Genomic DNA, 18423 nt, shown 5'->3' with positions numbered 1-18423 from the left:
CGGCCTAGCTGACGACCCAGGCCAGGCAGCCCATGAGGACCAGGGCCGCGCAGATCCCCAGGTTCACCGCGCGGTACTGGAGGAAGACCGCCACGAACTCCCGGATCGTCGCGCTCGGCCAGAAGTACGCGGCCGTCGGCGAGCCCACCACCTGCCCGTTCACCCCCGCCTTGCGGGCCATCAGCGCGGCCCGGAAGGCGTGGAAGTTGTTGGTGACGATCACGCACTCGGAGCCCGGGCGGTCCCGCTCCATCAGGCTCTTACTGAGGAGCATGTTCTCCTCCGTCGTGCGCGAGCGGTCCTCCCGCAGGACGCGGTCCGCCGGGAAACCGCGCTCCACCAGGTAGTCCGCCATGGCGTGCGACTCCGGCAGCTCCTCGTCCGGGCCCTGCCCGCCGGAGGTGATGAGCACCGGCGTCCGGTCCACCTCGCGGCGGGCGGCGAGCGTCTCGTACACCTCACGGCCCCGCTCCAGACGGCTCGCGAGCAGCGGCGGCACACGGCGGCCGCCGATCAGGCCCGAGCCGAGGACGACCACGTAGTCGGCGTCCCGGCGGATGCGCATCCTGCCGTACAGGAAGGCGTATCCGATGAAGCAGACGAAGAGGAAGGAGACGTAGGCGAGCACCATGAGGAGCGTGCCCGCGACGATGCCCAGGGGCTTCGAGTGGGTGATCACCGCGGTGGCCATCAGGGCGATCACGCCGAAGATGCCCAGGCCCGCGAGGAACGAGAGCAGGTTGGCGGGGCGGCGGCCCTCCTTGCGGACCATCTTCACGCCGTTCGCGCACAGCAGCCCCGCCAGGACGAGGGGCCCGATCGCGAGCACCAGCAGCAGGACGACGATCACGGTCACGGAGACACCGGCCGGGGCGTCGTCGAGCTCGGCGAGCAGGCCGAGGCCGAGGAACGTGACGGCGAGGCCCAGATACACCGCGTTGCTGAAGCGGCGCCGGTCACGCAGCACACCGGCCCCGAAGAGCAGCAGGAACACGGCGCACACGACGTAGGCGAACATGCGCTCATCGTAGACAGCGCCACCGACAGCGTTGTCGGCCCATGGCGGCTCGGCCGTCCCCCTCAAGGCTCGGCCACCAGCGCGTGCAGCCCGCGCCGCGCGCCCTCCTCGTACGCCCGGCGCAGCTCGCCGTCCGAGAGGTGCCTGCGCAGGGCCGACTCGCTGCGTTCGCGGGACGGCGAGCAGAAACGGGAGGGGCGGTAGCCGTCCTCGAAGGCCGAGGAGCGCAGCAGGTCGACCGCGCCCAGGAGGTGCGCCGCGGTGGTCGGGCGGCCGCGCAGGATCCGCATCTGGGCGAGGAGTTCGGCCGAGCAGGTGGCTCCGGTGACGCAGCCGATCCGCAGGTGGTCCCGCAGGGCGCGGGTGGCGAGCTCGATGGCGCGGCCCGGCTCCCCGTCCCAGAAGTGGAGCTCGGCGCGCGCGTACTGGGCCCAGGCGTCGGCCCACACGTCCCGCCCGGCCCAACTGTGCACGGCGCCCCGGTCCAGCGCCTCCTGCGCGGCCTCCGGGTCGGTACGCACCAGGGCCAGGGCGAGCGCGGTCCAGCACAGCTGCCGGGTCGGGCCGAGATCCGGGTACTCGGCGAGCCCCTCCAGGGCGTCGCGGAACTCGGCCGCCGCCTCCGTACGGCCCTGGTACAGGGCCGTGGAGCCGCGCAGATGGGCCAGCATGGCCAGACACCTGTCGTCGCCCTCCCGTACCGCCGCCGCCCACGACTGTACGAGGAGCGGGTCGGCGTCCTCGGGGTGGCCGGCCTCCAGCTCCAGATAGCCGGCGAGCCACAGGGCGCGGGCGGGAGCCGGGCCCGGGTGCAGGGCGAGCGCGTGGGCCAGCCGGGCCCTGCCCTCGGTGACCCGGCCGCAGGCCACCCACAGGAACCACAGCGATACGGCGATCTCGACGGCGGCGTCCGCCTCGGCGGCGGGTGAGAGCGGCGCCGTCGTCGGGTCCATGGCGGCGGCCAGGTCCGGGAGTTCGAGCAGGGCGAGCGCGCGGGCGTCGAGCTGCCGTCCGCCGTGCCACCAGTCGGCGGCCCGCCGGGCCACCTTCACGTACCACCTTCGGTGGTGGAGGACGACGGCCCAGCGGTCGCCGCGCTCGGTGAGCCTGCGGGCGCCGACCGCGCGCATCGGCGGCGGCATCCAGTAGCGGTCCTCGCCCGGGTCGCCGTCGTCCACGGGGAGCAGGGCGAGCGGGGCGAGCCGGTCCAGGACGTCGAGGACGATGTCGGCCGGCAGGGATCCGGAGGCGCACACCTCACGGACGGCTTCGCGGCCGAAGGAGCCCTCGAAGACGGAAATCCGCTCCCATAGGAGCCGTTCGAGCGGGTCGCACTGGGTGTAGCCCCGGTCGGCGGCGGCGAGTTGGAGGAGGGAGGGGCCCTCTTCGTGGGCGGGGGCGGGGGCGGGGGCGGGGTCGGGGGTGAGGGTGGGGTCGGGGGTGGTGCTGTGGACGGTGCCTGGGGTGGTGCTGTGGGTGGTGCCTGGGGCGGTGTCGTAACCGCTGCCGGGGACGGTGTCGTGGTCCGTGCCGGTTCCGCGCGGCAGGCCCGCCGGGTGGGACGGGCCCGGGGCGACGGGCAGGGTCGTCTCCTCCGCGAGGCGCAGGGCCCGCAGGGACGTGACGAGCACGGTCAGGCCGGGGGCGAAGGCGGGCGCCTCGCGCAGCAGGCCCGCCACCAGGGCCGCGCCGCTGTGCCCGAGCCGCTCCCAGCCGTCCAGGACCAGGACGCGCGGGGCTCCCGGGGCCGCGAGTCTGCGGCGCAGCAGACGGGCGAGCGCGGGCAGGTTCTCGGGGGCCAGCAGCTCGGCCGGTTCCCACAGGGCCTCGACGCCCTCGCGTCTCAGCGCCTCCCTCAGGAGGCGGGTCTTGAGCGGGCCCGGCGGCCCGGCCAGTGTCAGCAGTCGCACACCATCGCGTATCCCGCCGCGCAGTACCGCCAGTTCCTGCTCCCGGCCCGCCAACGGCCGCCCCGTTTCCGCCATTTGCCCCTGTCCGCCCCGTTACTTCGTGCCCGGTCTCTTCAGCCTGTCTTCATGGCGGGGCGCCGCCGGCACGGCTTGAATGCATATGCCCCTGGGACAAAATCCTGGACGGCAGGAGTAAACCGGCCAAGCTATTGTCGTAAAACGACCAAGGAGGCGCATGCCAACGGGGGAAACCGTCCTGGGAGAGGCGGATCTCGCGCTGATCCACGCATTGCAGCTCGCGCCGAGGGCGAGCTGGACCCAGCTCTCGGCCGTTCTCGGCGCCAGCCCCGACACCCTCGCGCGCCGCTGGGAGCACCTGACGGCGGGCGGTTACGCGTGGAACGGCTTCCTGCTCCGCCACTCCGGCGGGGAGGCGCCGCTGTACGCGTGGGTCGAGGTGGACTGCGCGGCCGGCCGCTCCGAGGAGACCGCGATCGAGCTGACCGGCGACCCGTACACCCTGGGGGTGCACGAGGTGACCGGGGACACCGATCTGATGCTGCTCGTGCTCTGCCCCGACCTGGCGGCCCTCGACTCCTACCTGTCGCTGCGTGTGCAGCGGCTGCCCGGGGTGACGCGCTCGCGCACCCAAGTGGTCACCGGGGTGCACAGCGCGCGCAACCTGTGGCAGCTCGACCAGTTGACCCCGCGCCAGGCCCGGCAGCTGACCGGGCCCACCGTTCCCGCGCAGGGCGGCCCTGGGGTGCCGCGGCGGCGTCCGCAGCGGGTCACCGAGCTCGACGAGGCCCTGACCCTGGAGCTGGCCGGGGACGCCCGGCGCAGCGCGGCGGAGCTCGCGCGGATCTGCGGGGCGAGCGAGTCGACGGTACGGCGCCGGCTGGACGCGCTGCTGGGCGGCGACGTGCTGATCCACCACTGTGTCCCGGCGCCGCGCTTCTCGGGGCGGCCGGTGTGGGCGCTGATCAGGGCGGACGTGCCGTCACTCGCGGTGACCCCGACGGCGGCGGCGATGGCCCGGCTGCGGCAGACCCGGCTGGTGACCTCGGTGACCGGCGGGCACAACCTGGCCGTCGGGGCCTGGCTGCGCTCGGTCGGCGAGCTGCACGACATCACCACGACGATGGAGCGGGCGGCGCCCTCGCTGCGGATCACCGGGACCGCGCTGAGCCTGCGGACCCACAAGTCGGGCGCGCAGGTGCTGGGGCGGGACGGGCGCCGACTGCACCACATACCGCCGGACCTGCATGCTCCGCTGTGGCAGGACCGTTTCGTCTGATGCGGGACGCCCCTCGTCCGTCCGTCTTCCGTCCGACCGGGGCGGGCGTGAGAATGGCGGTATGGAGTTCGCCGTGTTCGTGACCCTGCCGGGGCTCGTCATCCTGCTGACCGCGGTCGCGTTCGGCGATCAGATCCTGCGTGCCACCGGGCGCGGGCGACGGTCGGGGCAGATCTCCTCCACCGGCTTCGAGCAGCTGCACGCCACCTTCTCGCAGGGCAAGCAGAACGAGCTGAAGGAGCGGCAGAGCTCCCTCGTGATGCGCGACGACGAGGAGGACGGCGCCCCGCCCCACCGCTCCACGGTGGATCTGGCGGGCGGGCGCGCCGTCATCAGGGTGCCTACGAAGCCTTCGGCGCCTTCGAGGCCTTGATCGAGTACATCAGCGGGATCCGGGGGCGGTCGGCCGCGAAGCGGTAGTAGCCGTCCTCGTGCTGGGCGAGGGACTCGAAGCGCGGGATCAGGGTCACGTCGTGCTCGTGCAGGAACTCGATGCGCAGCCCCGCCTTCGCGAGGGCCGTGACGACCTCGCCGACCGGGTGCACCCACTCCACGCTGCGGTTGTGGACGGTCGCGGCGTCGAGGTCCGCGTAGGTGCCGGACGAGGTGTCCACCCACGGGTCGCGCACGAAGTAGTCGTGGACCAGGCGGGTCCCGGTCTCGTCGTCGAAGGAGTCCACGATGGGGTGGAACTCGGACACGTACAGGAATCCGCCGGGCGCGACCAGCGAGGCGGCCGTCTCGGCCCAGCGCTCCAGGTCGGGCAGCCAGCACAGCGCGCCGACACCGGTGTAGACGATGTCGTACGAGGAGTCCGGCACCGCCTCGGCCGCGTCGTAGGCGTCGGCGGCGACGAACACCGCCTGCTCCGGCGTGAGGCCGAGGTCGGCGGCGAGGGACCGGGCGGTCTCGACGGCCGGTTCGGAGAAGTCCAGGCCGACGACGCGCGAGGCGCCGTGGCGGGCCCAGGACAGGGTGTCCAGGCCGATGTGGCACTGGAGGTGCAGCAGGGAGCGTCCGGTGACGTCGCCCACCTCCGCGAGCTCGAAGTCGCGCAGGGCGTCCTTGCCGGCTCGGAAGGCGTCGAGGCCGTAGTAGTCGCTGGCGGCGTGGATCGGGACGCGTTCGTCCCAGCGGGCGCGGTTGGCCGCGTGCCAGTCGTCGGGGGTCGATGCGTACATGCCCGGGAGGTTATCCACAGGTTGCGGACAGGGCGAACGAATTGTCGGCCGGGCGGAGCATCATGGCTTCATGACTGAGAGCAAGGCGACCGAGAGCACCGAGCCGACCGAGATGACCGAGACGACCGAGACGACCGACGAGAAGGCCGACGCGCCGCGCTGGCAGCGGCGGTTCCGCGCGCCGCGGGTCTCGTTGCCCGAGTGGGCCGAGGAGGCCCCGGACCGCTCGCTGTTCGTGTCGAACGCGACGGGGACGTACGAGCTGTACGCGTGGGACCGGGCGACCGGCGGGCAGCGGCAGGTCACCGACCGGCCGAACGGGACGACGGACGGCACGCTCTCGCCCGACGGGCAGTGGATCTGGTGGTTCGCGGACACCGACGGCGACGAGTTCGGGGTGTGGATGCGCCAGCCCTTCCACGGCGCCACGGACGAGCCCGCGGTGCCGGGGCTCGACGCCTCCTATCCGGCGGGGCTCGCCATCGGGCGGGACGGCACCGTCGTGGTGGGCCGGTCCACGGACGAGGACGGCTCGACCGTCCACCTGCTGCGGCCGGGCGCGGCCGGGCCCGTGGAGATCTACCGGCACCGCGAGTCGGCGGGCGTCGGCGACCTCTCCCACGACGGGAGCCTGATCGCGATCGAGCACACCGAGCACGGGGACTCGATGCACTCCTCGGTCCGCGTCCTGCGCGCGGCCGACGCCTCGGTGGTGGCCGAGCTCGACGACACCAAGGGCGGTACGGAGGAGCTGGGCCTGAGCGTCCTCGGCTTCGCGCCGGTCGGCGGCGACACCCGGCTGCTCGTCGGCCACCAGCGACGGGGCCGCTGGGAGCCGATGCTGTGGGACGTGGCGACGGGCGCCGAGACGGATCTGCGCCTGGACCTGCCGGGTGACGTGTCGGCCGAGTGGTATCCGGACGGCTCGGGGCTGCTCGTCGTGCACAGCTTCGAGGCGCGCAGCGAGCTGTGGCGGTACGAGATCGGCACCGGCGCCCTGGTCCGGGTGGAGACCCCGGCCGGCTCCGTGTCGAGCGCGACGGCCCGCCCGGACGGCTCGGTGGAGTATCTGTGGTCCTCGGCCGCCCAGCCGCCGGTGGTGCGCTCCACGGACGGCTCGGTCGTCCTCGACCCGCCCGGCCCGAAGGCGCCGCCGTCGGTGCCCGTGACCGACGTGTGGGTGGAAGGCCCCGGCGGGCGGGTGCACGCGCTGGTGCAGCGCCCGGCGGAGGGCGAGGGCCCGTTCCCGACGGTCTTCGAGGTGCACGGCGGCCCGACCTGGCACGACAGCGACGCCTTCGCGTCCGGCCCGGCGGCCTGGATCGACCACGGCTACGCGGTGGTCCGGGTCAACTACCGCGGCTCCACGGGCTACGGCCGGGAGTGGACGGACGCGCTCAAGCACCGGGTCGGCCTGATCGAGCTGGAGGACATCGGCGCGGTCCGCGAGTGGGCGGTGGAGAGCGGCCTCGCCGACCCGGAGCGGCTCGTCCTGTCCGGCGGTTCCTGGGGCGGCTATCTCACCCTGCTCGGCCTCGGCACCCAGCCGGAGGCGTGGGCGGTGGGGCTCGCCGCCGTACCCGTCGCCGACTACGTGGCCGCGTACGAGGACGAGATGGAGGGCTTGAAGGCGCTGGACCGCACCCTGCTCGGCGGCTCGCCCGAGGAGGTGCCGGAGCGCTTCGCCGCCTCCTCGCCGATCACGTACGTGGACGCGGTGAAGGCCCCGGTGCACATCACGGCCGGCGTCAACGACCCGCGCTGCCCGATCCGGCAGATCGACAACTACGTGGAGCGGCTGGCCGCCCGGGGCGCGGTGCACGACGTGTACCGGTACGACGCGGGGCACGGCTCGCTGGTCGTGGAGGAGCGGATCAAGCAGGTCGCCCTGGACCTGGCCTTCGTGGCCAGGCACCTGGGGACCCGGCCGCAGGAGGGGTGAGGCCGCTTGCGTACCGTGGGGGGTGTGTACCGGTTCCTGAGAACGCCCCGCTGGTGGGGGATCAACGTCTTCGTCCTGCTGGCGATCCCGTTCTGTGTGTTCATGGGGACCTGGCAGCTGGGCAAGTTCGAGGACCGCGTCGACTCCCACCGGGAGGCCGAGCGGCGACCCGACCCGGCGACCCAGCGCACCGAGCCGCTGGACTCGCTGCTGCCCGTGGACAAGGAGACCTCCGGCCGTGTGGCGCAGGCCAGCGGGCGGTACGGGGAGCAGTTCCTGGTCCCCGACCGCGCGCTGGACGGGCGCTCGGGCTCGTACGTCCTCACGCTTCTGAAGACGGACGGCGGCAAGATGCTTCCGGTGGTCCGGGGCTGGCTGCCCTCGGGCGCCGTGGTGCCGGCCCCGCCGTCCGGTGAGGTCACCGTGTCGGGCGCCCTCCAGGCCTCGGAGAATCCGGGCACCAAGGGCGTCAACACGGCGGGCGGTCTGCCGGCCGGGCAGCTGGGCATGATCAGCGCGGCGGCCCTGGTCAACGTGGTGCCGGACGACGTCTACGACGCCTGGATCACGCTGGTGGACTCCCCCGCCGGGCTCACCCCGGTGCCCGCGGCGGCCGCGGCGGGCACGAGCCTGGACATGAAGGCGTTCCAGAATCTGGGCTACACCGCGGAGTGGTTCGTCTTCGCCGGCTTCGTGGTCTTCATGTGGTTCCGGCTGATACGCCGGGAGGCCGAGGCCTCCCGGGACGCGGCCCTCGGGCTGTGAGCTCCTGAGCTCCTGGGGCGCCCGCCGGGTGCCTCAGGACGCGTCCAGGACCCCGGTGCGGTAGATCGTGCCCGCGCACGCGTTGGAGATGGTCGCCTCGGCCACCGGGCCGCCCGCCTCCGCCGTGTGGGTCACCGCGACGCTGCCGTCGGTCGGGGTGCCGTCCGTCACGAGCTGGGCGCTCGCCGGGTTGCCGGTCGTGCCCGTGCCGGCCGAGCCGCCCGTGGCGCCGCCGGTGGACACCGGACCGCCGCCCCCCGTGGTCGTGCTCGGCGTGGGCGTCGGCTCGGGGGCGGTGGGGCAGGTCTCGCTGGGCACCCAGGCGAAGCGCACCTCGTAGGCGTTGGCCGGGGTCAGGACCAGGGTCGGCGACTCCTGCGTGGGGTCGGGGAGGCCGTTCGCCGCGTCGCCGAAAGTGTGGTCGACGACCGCGATCCTCGCCGCGTCGGCCGCGCCCCGCGCCTGGAAGCCGACCCGGCCCGGGCCGCCGACCCGGCACTCCTTGCCGGACACGTTGGCGATGCGGAAGCTGCCGTAGACCTTGCCGTCGGCGTCGGGCGCGCCCGCCTGCGCGGCGCTGACGCTCAGCTGGCCGGCCTCGCAGGTCGGTGACGGGACCGGCGGGCTCGTCGGGGTGCCGGCCTCGCCGCCGGAGCCGCCGCCCGAGCCGGGCACCGGGATGCTGGGCCGGTCCGCTCCCGCGGTGCCGCCCTGTTCCGGCACGACGGTCCCGGTCGGCGGGGCGTGGCTCTTCTGGCCGCCCTCGACACCGGTCTCGGTGCCGGTGCCGCCCTGGGCCTGCTCGCCGTGGCCCGCGTTGACGGCCTTGTCGGCGCTGGTGCCGCCGGAGGAGGCCACGTGCACGAGCGCCGGGACGGCGGTGCCGACGAGGACGACGGCGGCGGCGATGCCGACCACCGCCTGCCGTCTGCGGGCGCGGCGCGCGGGCACGGCGCGGCGCAGGTGCTCGAGCGTGCCCTCGGAGGGTTCGAGCCCGGACACCGCGCCCTGGAGCAGCCGCCGCAGCGCCTGCTCGTCGGCCGCGCCGGATTCCGGCCCTTCGTTCAGCATCCCGCGTCCGCTCAGATCGTTCCGGTCATCGTGCCCACCTCGCGCCCAGCCGTTCGACGCCCCGCCGGCCGCTGGCACGCCGCCCAACACACCGCGCCCGCTCAGCTCGCTCCGGCCATCGCGCTCGCCCCGCGCCCAGCCGTTCGACGGCACGCCGCCCAGCCCGCTCAGCTCGTCCCGGCCACTGTGCTCGCCCCCCGCCCAGCCGTTCGACTCCCCGTCGGCCGACGCCCCACCGCCCGACGCCCCACCGCCCGACGGTCCGCCGTCCAGCGGCCCGCTCATGACGTCGCCTCCATCGCGACGCGCAGGGCGGCGATCCCTCGGGAGCCGTAGGCCTTCACCGAGCCGAGGGAGATACCGAGGGTCTCGGCGACCTGGGACTCCGTCATGTCCGCGAAGTAGCGCAGCACCAGGACCTCGCGCTGGCGGCGCTGGAGGCCGCGCATCGCCTTGATCAGGGCGTCGCGCTCCAGCTGGTCGTACGCGCCCTCCTCGGCGCTCGCCATGTCGGGCATCGGCTTCGAGAGCAGCTTGAGGCCGAGGATGCGGCGGCGCAGCGCGGAGCGGGAGAGGTTGACGACGGTCTGGCGCAGGTAGGCCAGGGTCTTCTCGGGCTCGCGCACCCGGCCGCGCGCCGAGTGGACCCGGATGAAGGCCTCCTGCACGACGTCCTCGCAGGAGGCGGTGTCGTCGAGGAGCAGCGCGGCGAGACCGAGCAGCGAGCGGTAGTGGGCGCGGTAGGTCTCGGTGAGGTGGTCGACGGTGGTGCCGGCGGCCATCGTGTCGTCAGCGCCCTCGCGGGGCGCCGGGATGCCGTTCACGGTCGGGCGGGTCCTGATGGGCATGGGGGCGATCACCGGCATGCCGCCGGCCGGGCGCGGCCGCCGGAGCGGGCGCGCCACGGAGCCGCGAAGCGGGATGACCGCAGCGATGTCGAGTACCTCTGCCACGCCTGTTGGACACGCTTCCCCCCGTCAGGGTTGTACGCGTACGGCACCGTTTTTGACGATGCGTCGTTCGTCCTCATGCGTACCCGTTCTCCCCCGATGCCCCGCTTTCGCGGTCTGCTTCGCGCTGTCTGGACGGCCACAAAGTGAACGGCCACGTAGTGATGGGTGCACGCGAAGACGCCTCCTGCCCGACCGCCGGTTGCGAAGGGGAGGGAAGAGCATCGTCGTCCAGGACATCTGACCTGTTCAAGAGGCATCCGAAGCCGATTTGCTCACAAGGGCTTCACAGATCCTACAAACTTCAGCGGTGACGCGGTGCCGATTTCCGGACGCTCGCGGGCTCAGACCGTGATGACCGACTCGGCGATCTGCAGGGCGTTCAGCGCGGCCCCCTTGCGCAGGTTGTCCGCGCACACGAAGAGCTCCAGGGCCCGCTCGTCGTCCATCGACCGCCGCACCCGCCCCACCCAGGCCGGATCGGTGCCCACGACGTCGGCCGGCGTGGGGAAGTCGCCCGTGGCGGGGGCGTCGTACAGCACCACGCCGGGCGAGGTCGCCAGGATCTCGTGGGCGCGGGCGACGGTGACGGGCCGTTCGAAGCGGGCGTGCACCGAGACGGCGTGCCCGGTCACGACGGGGACCCGGACGCAGGTGGCCGCGACGCGCAGCCCCGGCAGGCCCAGGACCTTGCGGGTCTCCTCGCGGACGGCCAGCTCCTCCGAGGACCAGCCGTCGGCGGCGAGCTCCCCCGACCAGGGCAGCACGTTGAGCGCGACGGGCCCGGGGAAGGGGCCGGTGTGGTCGCCGACGGCCCGCCGTACGTCTCCGGGGTGGGTGCCGAGCTCGCTGCCGGTGACCAGGGCCAGCTGGTCGCGCAGCGCGGCCGTGCCCGCCCGGCCCGCGCCGCTCGCGGCCTGCTGGACGGTGACGACCAGATCGGTGAGCCCGAACTCGGCGTGCAGCGCGCCCACGGCGACGATCAGCGCCAGGGTGGAGCAGCCGGGGCTCGCGACGATGCCCCGGGGGCGTACCCGTGCGGCGGGGGCGTTGATCTCCGGGACCACCAGCGGCACGTCCGGATCGGCCCGGAAGGCCGTGGAGGTGTCCACGACCACGGCGCCCTTGGCGGCGGCGATCGGCGCCCACTGGGCGGCGACGGCCTCGGGCACGAGGAAGAGGGCGAGGTCGACGCCCTCCAGGGCCTCCTCGCTCAGGGCCAGCACCTCGCACTCCTCCCCGCGCACGGTGGCCCTGCGGCCGGCCGAGCGCGGGGAGGCGAGGAGCCGTATCTCGCCCCAGACGTCCGCGTGGTGCGTGAGCATCTGGAGCAGCACCGCCCCGACGGCCCCGGTCGCCCCCACGACCGCGAGCGTCGGCTTGCGGCTCATCGAGGGGGCCCGGGCGTCATCGAGGGGGCCAGGACGTCAGCGACCGGTGCCGCCGTAGACGACGGCTTCGTCCGAGTCGCTGTCCAGACCGAAGGCGGTGTGGACGGCGCGTACCGCCTCGTTGACGTCGTCGGCGCGGGTGACGACCGAGATGCGGATCTCCGAGGTGGAGATCAGCTCGATGTTCACGCCCGCGTCGGACAGCGCCTTGAAGAAGTCCGCGGTGACCCCGGGGTTGGTCTTCATACCGGCGCCGACCAGGGAGATCTTGCCGATCTGGTCGTCGTAGCGCAGCGAGTCGAAGCCGATCACGGGCTTCGTCTTCTCCAGGGCGTCGATGGCCTTGCGGCCCTCGGCCTTGGGGAGCGTGAAGGAGATGTCCGTGAGGCCCGTGGAGGCCGCGGACACGTTCTGCACGATCATGTCGATGTTGATCTCGGCGTCCGCGACGGCCCGGAAGATCGCGGCGGCCTCGCCCGGCTTGTCCGGGACGCCGACGACGGTGATCTTCGCCTCGGAGGTGTCGTGGGCGACACCGGAGATGATGGCCTGCTCCACCTGCTCGGCTCCTTGCTCGACGGGTCGTTCGTTGCTGACCCAGGTGCCCTGCAGTCCGGAGAAGGACGAGCGGACGTGGATCGGGATGTTGTAGCGGCGCGCGTACTCGACGCAGCGGTGCAGCAGCACCTTGGAGCCGGAGGCGGCGAGCTCCAGCATGTCCTCGAAGGAGATCCAGTCGATCTTCTTCGCCTTCTTCACCACGCGCGGGTCGGCGGTGAAGACGCCGTCGACGTCCGTGTAGATCTCGCAGACCTCGGCGTCGAGCGCGGCGGCCAGGGCGACGGCGGTCGTGTCCGAGCCGCCGCGGCCCAGGGTGGTGATGTCCTTCTTGTCGGCGGACACACCCTGGAAACCGGCGACGATGGCGATGTTGCCCTCGTCGAGCGCGGTGCGGATGCGGCCCGGCGTGACATCGATGATGCGCGCTTTGTTGTGGACCGAGTCGGTGATGACACCGGCCTGACTGCCCGTGAACGACTGGGCCTCGTGGCCCAGGTTTTTGATCGCCATGGCCAGCAGGGCCATGGAGATCCGCTCTCCGGCGGTCAGCAGCATGTCGAACTCACGCCCGGCCGGCATCGGGGATACCTGCTCGGCGAGATCGATCAACTCGTCCGTCGTGTCGCCCATCGCGGAGACCACGACGACCACCTGGTGGCCGTTCTTCTTGGCTTCCACGATCCGCTTGGCGACGCGCTTGATGCCCTCGGCATCGGCAACGGAGGAGCCTCCGTACTTCTGCACGACAAGGCCCACGTGCGCTCCTCGCTCAGTCCTCGCCGCAGCACACGCTGCGGTCGGCTCAGTCTAACGAGGGACCGGAAAACACCGACGAGATATCGCATGCTGAGATGTGATGTTCAGAAAATGATCCCGGCGGATCGGCGGGAGAAAACTCCGCACCCACACGCCCGAAGCCGCTCATAGCGTCTGGCAACATCCCTTTCACAAACGTTCCGGCATTCGAGACGGCAACGGTGTGACCTGGACACATTCCCGTGCGGCTGCCACTCTCCCGCCATGCGCTCTCGCTCCGCCGCCATAGCCGCGGCCTCCGTCGCCTCCGCCCTCGCAGCCCTCGTAGCGTCCGGCTGCGCGCCCCAGGAGACGACGGGCAGCGCCTCGGGCACGTCCTCCTCCGCCGCCGCCAAGGCCGGCTCCTGCGCGCCGGACGCGCTCGCCACCAAGGCGAAGGGGAAGCTGACCGTCGGCACCGACACGCCCGCGTACGCCCCCTGGTTCCAGGACGACGACCCGGCCAACGGCAAGGGCTACGAGTCCGCCGTCGCCTACGCCGTCGCGCAGAAGCTGGGCTTCGCCAAGGGCGACGTCGTCTGGCAGAAGGTCGCCTTCAACAACGCCTTCGCCCCCGGCGAAAAGACGTTCGACATCGACATCAACCAGGTGTCGATCAACGAGGACCGCCGCAAGGCCGTGGACCTGTCCAGCGGCTACTACGACGTCCGCCAGACGATCATCGCCCTGAAGAACTCCAAGGCGGCCAAGGCGACCAGCCTCGCCGACCTCAAGGGCGCCAAGCTGGGCGCCCAGGTCGGCACCACCAGCCTCGACGTCATCAACGACCTCATCAAGCCGGACCAGCAGCCGGCCGTCTTCCAGAAGAACGACCTCGCCAAGGCCGCACTCAAGAACGGGCAGGTCGACGCGATCGTCGTCGACCTGCCCACCGCGTTCTACATCACCGGCGCCGAGGTCACCGAGGCCAAGGTCGTCGGCCAGTTCGAGACCCCCGCCGGCGCCGCCAAGGAGCAGTTCGGCCTCGTCCTCGACAAGGACAGCGCGCTCACCTCCTGCGTCTCGAAGGCCGTCGACGCGCTGCGCGCGGACGGCACCCTCGCCGCCATCGAGAAGCAGTGGCTGTCCGACGCCGCGGGCGCCCCGGTGCTCAAGTGACCACCACAGAGAAGACCGCAGAGGACACCCCCGGTCACATGTACCAGCCGTCGCAGCGGCGGATCGAGCGCGAGCGCTACAAGCGCGCCCGCACCCGCCGCGCGACGGCGGTCGCCACCCTGAGCAGCGCCCTCACCCTGACGGTGCTCTACTTCGTCGTCACCGGCTCCCCGGGCTGGCCGCGCACGAAGGAGACCTTCTTCAACGCCGAGTACGCGCGCCAGGCGCTGCCCAAGGTCCTCGACGGCCTCTGGCTCAACCTGCAGCTGCTCGTCGTCTGCGGCGCCCTCACCCTGGTCATCGGCCTGCTGCTGGCCGTCGCCCGCACCCTGCGCGGCCCGGCGTTCTTCCCGCTGCGCGCGCTGGCCACCGCGTACGTCGACTTCTTCCGCGGCCTGCCGCTGATCATCTGCCTGCTCGCCGTGATCTTCGGCGTGCCCGCGCTGCGCCTGACGGGCGTCCCCACCGACCCCGTCGTGCTCGGCGGCGCCGCCCTCGTCCTCACCTACTCGGCGTACATGGCCGAGGTCTTCCGGGCCGGCATCGAGAGCGTCCACCCCAGCCAGCGGGCCGCCGCCCGCTCGCTCGGCCTCTCCAACGCCCAGACCATGCGTTTCGTCGTCCTGCCGCAGGCCGTACGCCGGGTCGTACCGCCGCTCCTCAACGACCTGGTGTCGCTCCAGAAGGACACCGGCCTGGTCTCCATCGCGGGCGCGGTCGACGCCGTGTACGCGGCGCAGATCCTCTCCAGCAAGACCTTCAACTACACCCCGTACGTCGTCGCGGGCCTCGTCTTCGTCCTGCTCACCATCCCCATGACCCGCTTCACCGACTGGATCACGGCGCGCATGAACCGGCGCCAGTCGCAGGGAGGCACCGTATGACGGACAGCCCCGACCGCCCCGTGCTCCGCCTGGAGGCGGTCCGCAAGACGTACGGGGAGACCGTCGTCCTCCGGGACGTCGACCTGGAGGTCCCGCAGCACACGGTCACCGTGCTCATCGGCGCCTCCGGCTCCGGCAAGTCGACGCTGCTGCGCTGCGCCAACCTCCTGGAGGACATCGACGACGGCGCGATCTTCCTGGACGGCCAGGAGATCACCGACCCGCGCGTCGACGCCGACACCGTACGGCGCAGGATCGGCGTCGTCTTCCAGGCGTACAACCTCTTCCCGCACATGAGCGTGCTCGACAACATCACGCTCGCCCCGCGCCGCGTCCACAAGGCGGAGCGCCGCGAGGCCGAGGAGCGGGCCCGCGAGCTGCTCGTCCGGCTCGGCCTCGGCGACAAGGCCGGCGAGTACCCGGACCGGCTCAGCGGCGGGCAGCAGCAGCGCGTCGCCATCGCCCGCGCCCTCGCGAGCCGCCCGCGCCTGCTGCTCCTCGACGAGGTGACGGCGGCGCTCGACCCAGAGCTGGTCGGCGAGGTCCTGAACGTGGTCCGGGACCTCAAGGAGGAGGGCATGACCATGGTCATCGCCACCCACGAGATGGGCTTCGCCCGGGAGGTCGCCGACCAGGTCTGCTTCCTGGCCGACGGCGTCGTCCTGGAGCGCGGCACCCCCGCGGAGGTCTTCGGCGCGCCCTCCCACGAGCGGACCCAGAGGTTCCTGAGCCGGATCGTGGAGGCCGGGCGGCTGTAGACACCGCCCGGCCCTCACATCAGCTCAGCGCTCGGCTCAGGATCGGCTCAGGAGCGGCTCAGCGCTTGGCCTCCTTCCGCTTCCCGGGCTCGCCGTAGCCGTGCTCAGGCTTCTGGTCCTTGCAGTGCTCGGCGCCGTAACCCTGGTCGCCGTGGCCCGGCTCGCCGTAGCCCGGCTCACCGTGGCCCTCGTCCCCGTACCCCTTCGGCGGGCAGGCGACGGGGATGCTGAGCCGGACCGGGGGGCTCTCGACGGTGTGGCCGTCGGGGTCGGTGCCGGTGGCCTTCGCGACGTTGGTGACGTGTCCGGCGGCGGCGTCCTCCTCGGTGACCGTGTACGTGCCGTGGCAGGTGGCGCTCGCGCCGGGCGCCAGCGTCGTCGGGTCACAGGTGACGTCGGTGACGCGGTCGTCGACGACGGCGATGTCGTTCAGCGTCGTCGAGCCGGAGTTGGTCACGGTGTACGTGTAGGTGATCCGGTCGCCGGGTGCGACGGGCCCCGCCGTGTCGGCCTTCTTCGTCACGGTCAGCTTGGAGACGCCGACGACGTCCAGGGTGACCTCGGCGAACGGGCTCACGACGGTGTCGCCGCGCGGGTCGTTCGCGGTGGCCCGGGCCTGGTTGGTGAGATGGCCGAGGGCGAGATCGGCCTCGGTCACCCGGTACGTGGCGGTGCAGGTGGCGTGCTCACCGGCGGGCAGCGTGGTCCGGTCGCAGGTGACGTTCGTGGCGTGGTCGTCGGTGACGGCGACCGCGTTCAGGGTGGTGCTGCCGGTGTTGGTCACCGTGTACGTGTAGGTGACGTTCTGTCCGACGCGGACCGGGCCCGCGGTGTCGGCCTTCTTGGTCAGGCCGAGCGAGGACGTGCCGACGACGGTGATGGTGGCGTCGGTCGGCGGGGACTCGATGGGCCCGCCGTTCGAGGTGCCGGTGGCCTTGGCGGTGTTGGTGACCTCCCCGGCGTCGGCGTCCGCCGCGGTCACGGTGTACGTGCCCCGGCAGGTGGTGTGGTCGCCCGGACTGCCGGCCGGTTCCAGCGTGGTGGCGTCGCAGGTGATGCCGGTGACCCGGTCGTCGGTGATGGCGAGGCCGGTGATCTCGGTGCCGCCCTCGTTGGTGACGACGTACCGGTACGGCACGACGGCGCCGACGGCGAACGGCCCGGTGGCGTCGACGTGCTTGACGATGTTGATGCCCGGGGGCGCGTCGATGGGCACCTCGACCGTGGAGGGCGGCGAGGTGACCGGATCGCCGTCGGAGGTCCCGGTGGCACGCGCGGTGTTGGTGACATGGCCCCGGGCGACGTCCGCCGCGGTGATCAGATAGGTGCCGGTGCAGGTGATCGTCGCGCCGGGGGCGAGCACGCTGACCGGGCAGTCGATCGCGCCGACCGTCGGGTCGTTGACGGCGAGGTCGTTGATCGGCGTGTTGCCGGAGTTGGTGACCACGAAGTCGTAGTTCACGGGCGTGCCGACGACGAGTTCGCCCGGCCTCGGCTCATGGACCTGCTTGACCAGGTTGAGCTCGGGCAGCGGCTGCTCCGTGCTGACCGCGACGTTGCGGATCAGGTGCACGTCGGTGAAGAGGCCGGTCGACGCGGCGAAGCCGAACTTGTACGTGCCCGGGACGGGCTCCGGGGCAGGCGTCTGGAGCACCTGGCGCATGCCCTGGCCGTCGTTGAAGTCGAGCGAGACGGTGAGGACCGGCGAGGGGGCCGGGGTCAGGTGGACGTTCACCCGGCGCCGTGAGGGTTCGAGCAGGGCCTCGGCCTGAGCGGGGGTGGTGCCGGGCGGCATCGTGGTCAGCGGCCCCTGGAGGGTGCCGGGCAGCGTGGAGGGCCACGGCCCGGTGGTGGTGAAGTTGCTGGTCGTCGCCGTCAGGAAGCAGTAGCCGACGGTGCCGTCGCCGGGGCCGCGGACGGTGACCATGTTCGCGCCGGGGGCGGGGATACGGAAGGAGGTGCCGGCCGGGGAGCGCTTGGCGCAGCCGTCGCCGCGGTGCTCCCAGTCGCCGAAGTAGTTGCCGAGGACGTCGAGGCCGACGCCGAGGTAGCCGCGGTCGACACCGGGCAGGAAGGCGAGGCCCGGGTTGTCGTCGGGCAGCTTCTGGGCGTAGCCGAGGCTGCCGCCGAAGGCTCCGGGGTGTTCGAGCGAGACATCGCCGTTGACCAGGAAGAAGGAGATGCCGTCGGCCGGGGTGTTCGGCGTGGTGCTGCCGTACTGCCACTGGTCGAAGGTGACGTCGAGGCCGTTCCCGGCGGGCAGGGCCTGGTCGAAGAGGACGGCGCCGCTCATGTCGTTGCCGGAGTCGGTGAGCCGGAGGTACCCGTGGGGCGCTCCGCTCGGCGGGGGCACCGGGCCGGTCCCGGGGGTCGGGCAGCCGGTCAGCGGGTGGTTGCCGGAGCCCGCCGGGGCCGGGGCCGCGCCGGTGAGGCAGGCGGCGCCGACGGCGGTGAACCGGGAGTCGGCGGTGGCCCCGGTGAAGGTCTCGTTGAGCAGCGGGGCGCCCGCGCGGGGCGCGCCGTGGCGGGGCGCGGGATCGGCGGCGTGGGCGAGGGTCCCCGCCACCAGTCCGGTGCCGAGCAGCCCTAGGGTCGCCGCCGCCGCCACGAGGCGGGGGGCGCGGGATCGCGGTCTCGGGGGTCCGCAGTCACTTCTCGTCATTCCGAGACAATGACCACCCAGAGTGACTAATTATCACATTATGTGACGTACGGAGGGAAATCCGCCCCTACGAGCGACTGAACATCCCGCCGACCGGCAGCCCCGGGACCGCCGACGGG

General features: G+C 72.6%; 15 protein-coding genes. 7 read left to right on the top strand and 8 right to left on the bottom strand.

What is annotated here, in order from left to right:
* Positions 1 to 4 precede the first annotated feature (4 nt).
* Positions 5 to 1018: a YdcF family protein gene (locus tag ABTZ54_RS32800; RefSeq protein WP_351670485.1), complete on the bottom strand. Its 1014-nt coding sequence runs from the start codon at positions 1016 to 1018 to the stop codon at positions 5 to 7.
* Positions 1019 to 1080: 62 nt separating this feature from the next.
* A complete protein-coding gene (locus ABTZ54_RS32795) occupies positions 1081 to 2928 on the bottom strand; it encodes a tetratricopeptide repeat protein (RefSeq protein WP_351670482.1) in 1848 nt (615 codons plus the stop codon).
* A gap of 235 nt (positions 2929 to 3163) precedes the next feature.
* Here ABTZ54_RS32795 and ABTZ54_RS32790 point away from each other — a divergent pair, with 235 nt between their 5' ends.
* Together ABTZ54_RS32790 and ABTZ54_RS32785 are read left to right on the top strand one after the other, a co-directional pair.
* Positions 3164 to 4225 (top strand): Lrp/AsnC family transcriptional regulator, encoded by a 1062-nt coding sequence (locus ABTZ54_RS32790; protein ID WP_351670479.1) that lies wholly within the window; start codon positions 3164 to 3166, stop codon positions 4223 to 4225.
* A gap of 61 nt (positions 4226 to 4286) precedes the next feature.
* The gene (locus tag ABTZ54_RS32785; protein ID WP_351670476.1) at positions 4287 to 4598 is read left to right on the top strand and encodes a DUF6191 domain-containing protein; all 312 of its coding nucleotides are present in this window, start codon (positions 4287 to 4289) and stop codon (positions 4596 to 4598) included.
* Here the strand turns inward: ABTZ54_RS32785 and ABTZ54_RS32780 are convergent.
* Complete coding sequence (locus ABTZ54_RS32780) at positions 4567 to 5406, bottom strand: class I SAM-dependent methyltransferase (RefSeq protein ID WP_351670473.1); 840 nt, start codon at positions 5404 to 5406, stop codon at positions 4567 to 4569. The genes ABTZ54_RS32785 and ABTZ54_RS32780 overlap by 32 nt on opposite strands.
* A gap of 112 nt (positions 5407 to 5518) precedes the next feature.
* On the opposite strand from ABTZ54_RS32780, the gene ABTZ54_RS32775 reads away from it, so the two are divergent.
* Positions 5519 to 7348, top strand: a complete 1830-nt coding sequence (locus ABTZ54_RS32775) for a S9 family peptidase (protein ID WP_351670529.1) — start codon at positions 5519 to 5521, stop codon at positions 7346 to 7348.
* Between the two features lie 24 nt (positions 7349 to 7372).
* On the top strand, positions 7373 to 8113 hold the full coding sequence (locus ABTZ54_RS32770) for an SURF1 family protein (protein WP_351670470.1): 741 nt from the start codon (positions 7373 to 7375) through the stop codon (positions 8111 to 8113).
* A gap of 33 nt (positions 8114 to 8146) precedes the next feature.
* On the opposite strand, the gene ABTZ54_RS32765 is transcribed toward ABTZ54_RS32770, so the two are convergent.
* From ABTZ54_RS32765 to ABTZ54_RS32750, 4 genes are all read right to left on the bottom strand, one after another.
* Complete coding sequence (locus ABTZ54_RS32765; RefSeq protein ID WP_351670467.1) at positions 8147 to 9469, bottom strand: hypothetical protein; 1323 nt, start codon at positions 9467 to 9469, stop codon at positions 8147 to 8149.
* Entirely contained in the window at positions 9466 to 10137 is a 672-nt protein-coding gene (locus tag ABTZ54_RS32760; protein ID WP_351670464.1) for a SigE family RNA polymerase sigma factor, read from the bottom strand. The genes ABTZ54_RS32765 and ABTZ54_RS32760 overlap by 4 nt, the downstream gene beginning before the upstream one ends.
* Positions 10138 to 10478: 341 nt before the next feature.
* On the bottom strand, positions 10479 to 11525 hold the full coding sequence (locus ABTZ54_RS32755) for an aspartate-semialdehyde dehydrogenase (protein WP_351670461.1): 1047 nt from the start codon (positions 11523 to 11525) through the stop codon (positions 10479 to 10481).
* 36 nt (positions 11526 to 11561) lie between these two features.
* Entirely contained in the window at positions 11562 to 12842 is a 1281-nt protein-coding gene (locus ABTZ54_RS32750; protein ID WP_046910219.1) for an aspartate kinase, read from the bottom strand.
* A gap of 264 nt (positions 12843 to 13106) precedes the next feature.
* Here ABTZ54_RS32750 and ABTZ54_RS32745 point away from each other — a divergent pair, with 264 nt between their 5' ends.
* Genes ABTZ54_RS32745 through ABTZ54_RS32735 form a run of 3 tightly spaced genes read left to right on the top strand, consistent with a single transcriptional unit; the run spans position 13107 to position 15642 of the window.
* Positions 13107 to 14000: an ABC transporter substrate-binding protein gene (locus tag ABTZ54_RS32745; RefSeq protein ID WP_351670457.1), complete on the top strand. Its 894-nt coding sequence runs from the start codon at positions 13107 to 13109 to the stop codon at positions 13998 to 14000.
* A gap of 38 nt (positions 14001 to 14038) precedes the next feature.
* Complete coding sequence (locus ABTZ54_RS32740; RefSeq protein WP_351670526.1) at positions 14039 to 14884, top strand: amino acid ABC transporter permease; 846 nt, start codon at positions 14039 to 14041, stop codon at positions 14882 to 14884.
* Entirely contained in the window at positions 14881 to 15642 is a 762-nt protein-coding gene (locus ABTZ54_RS32735; RefSeq protein WP_351670454.1) for an amino acid ABC transporter ATP-binding protein, read from the top strand. Before ABTZ54_RS32740 ends, ABTZ54_RS32735 begins: the two co-directional genes overlap by 4 nt.
* 58 nt (positions 15643 to 15700) lie before the next feature.
* Here ABTZ54_RS32735 and ABTZ54_RS32730 read toward each other — a convergent pair whose 3' ends face one another.
* Entirely contained in the window at positions 15701 to 18304 is a 2604-nt protein-coding gene (locus tag ABTZ54_RS32730; protein ID WP_351670451.1) for a CLIPPER-2 domain-containing protein, read from the bottom strand.
* Positions 18305 to 18423 lie beyond the last annotated feature (119 nt).

The sequence above is a fragment of the Streptomyces sp. NPDC094032 genome, from assembly GCF_040303965.1.
In the GTDB taxonomy this organism is placed as follows: Bacteria; Actinomycetota; Actinomycetes; order Streptomycetales; family Streptomycetaceae; genus Streptomyces.
Note: the sequence above shows the minus strand (reverse complement) of the source record. Positions and strands in the feature narration are given on the sequence as shown.

Excerpts from the sequence above, each read along its gene's own strand:
- ABTZ54_RS32800 (WP_351670485.1), bottom strand. The coding sequence starts at position 1,018 with ATGTTCGCCTACGTCGTGTGCGCCGTGTTCCTGCTGCTCTTCGGGGCC.
- ABTZ54_RS32790 (WP_351670479.1), top strand. The coding sequence starts at position 3,164 with ATGCCAACGGGGGAAACCGTCCTGGGAGAGGCGGATCTCGCGCTGATC.
- ABTZ54_RS32785 (WP_351670476.1), top strand. The coding sequence starts at position 4,287 with ATGGAGTTCGCCGTGTTCGTGACCCTGCCGGGGCTCGTCATCCTGCTG.
- ABTZ54_RS32780 (WP_351670473.1), bottom strand. The coding sequence starts at position 5,406 with ATGTACGCATCGACCCCCGACGACTGGCACGCGGCCAACCGCGCCCGC.
- ABTZ54_RS32775 (WP_351670529.1), top strand. The coding sequence starts at position 5,519 with ATGACCGAGACGACCGAGACGACCGACGAGAAGGCCGACGCGCCGCGC.
- ABTZ54_RS32765 (WP_351670467.1), bottom strand. The coding sequence starts at position 9,469 with ATGAGCGGGCCGCTGGACGGCGGACCGTCGGGCGGTGGGGCGTCGGGC.
- ABTZ54_RS32755 (WP_351670461.1), bottom strand. The coding sequence starts at position 11,525 with ATGAGCCGCAAGCCGACGCTCGCGGTCGTGGGGGCGACCGGGGCCGTC.
- ABTZ54_RS32745 (WP_351670457.1), top strand. The coding sequence starts at position 13,107 with ATGCGCTCTCGCTCCGCCGCCATAGCCGCGGCCTCCGTCGCCTCCGCC.
- ABTZ54_RS32740 (WP_351670526.1), top strand. The coding sequence starts at position 14,039 with ATGTACCAGCCGTCGCAGCGGCGGATCGAGCGCGAGCGCTACAAGCGC.
- ABTZ54_RS32735 (WP_351670454.1), top strand. The coding sequence starts at position 14,881 with ATGACGGACAGCCCCGACCGCCCCGTGCTCCGCCTGGAGGCGGTCCGC.
- ABTZ54_RS32730 (WP_351670451.1), bottom strand. The coding sequence starts at position 18,304 with ATGACGAGAAGTGACTGCGGACCCCCGAGACCGCGATCCCGCGCCCCC.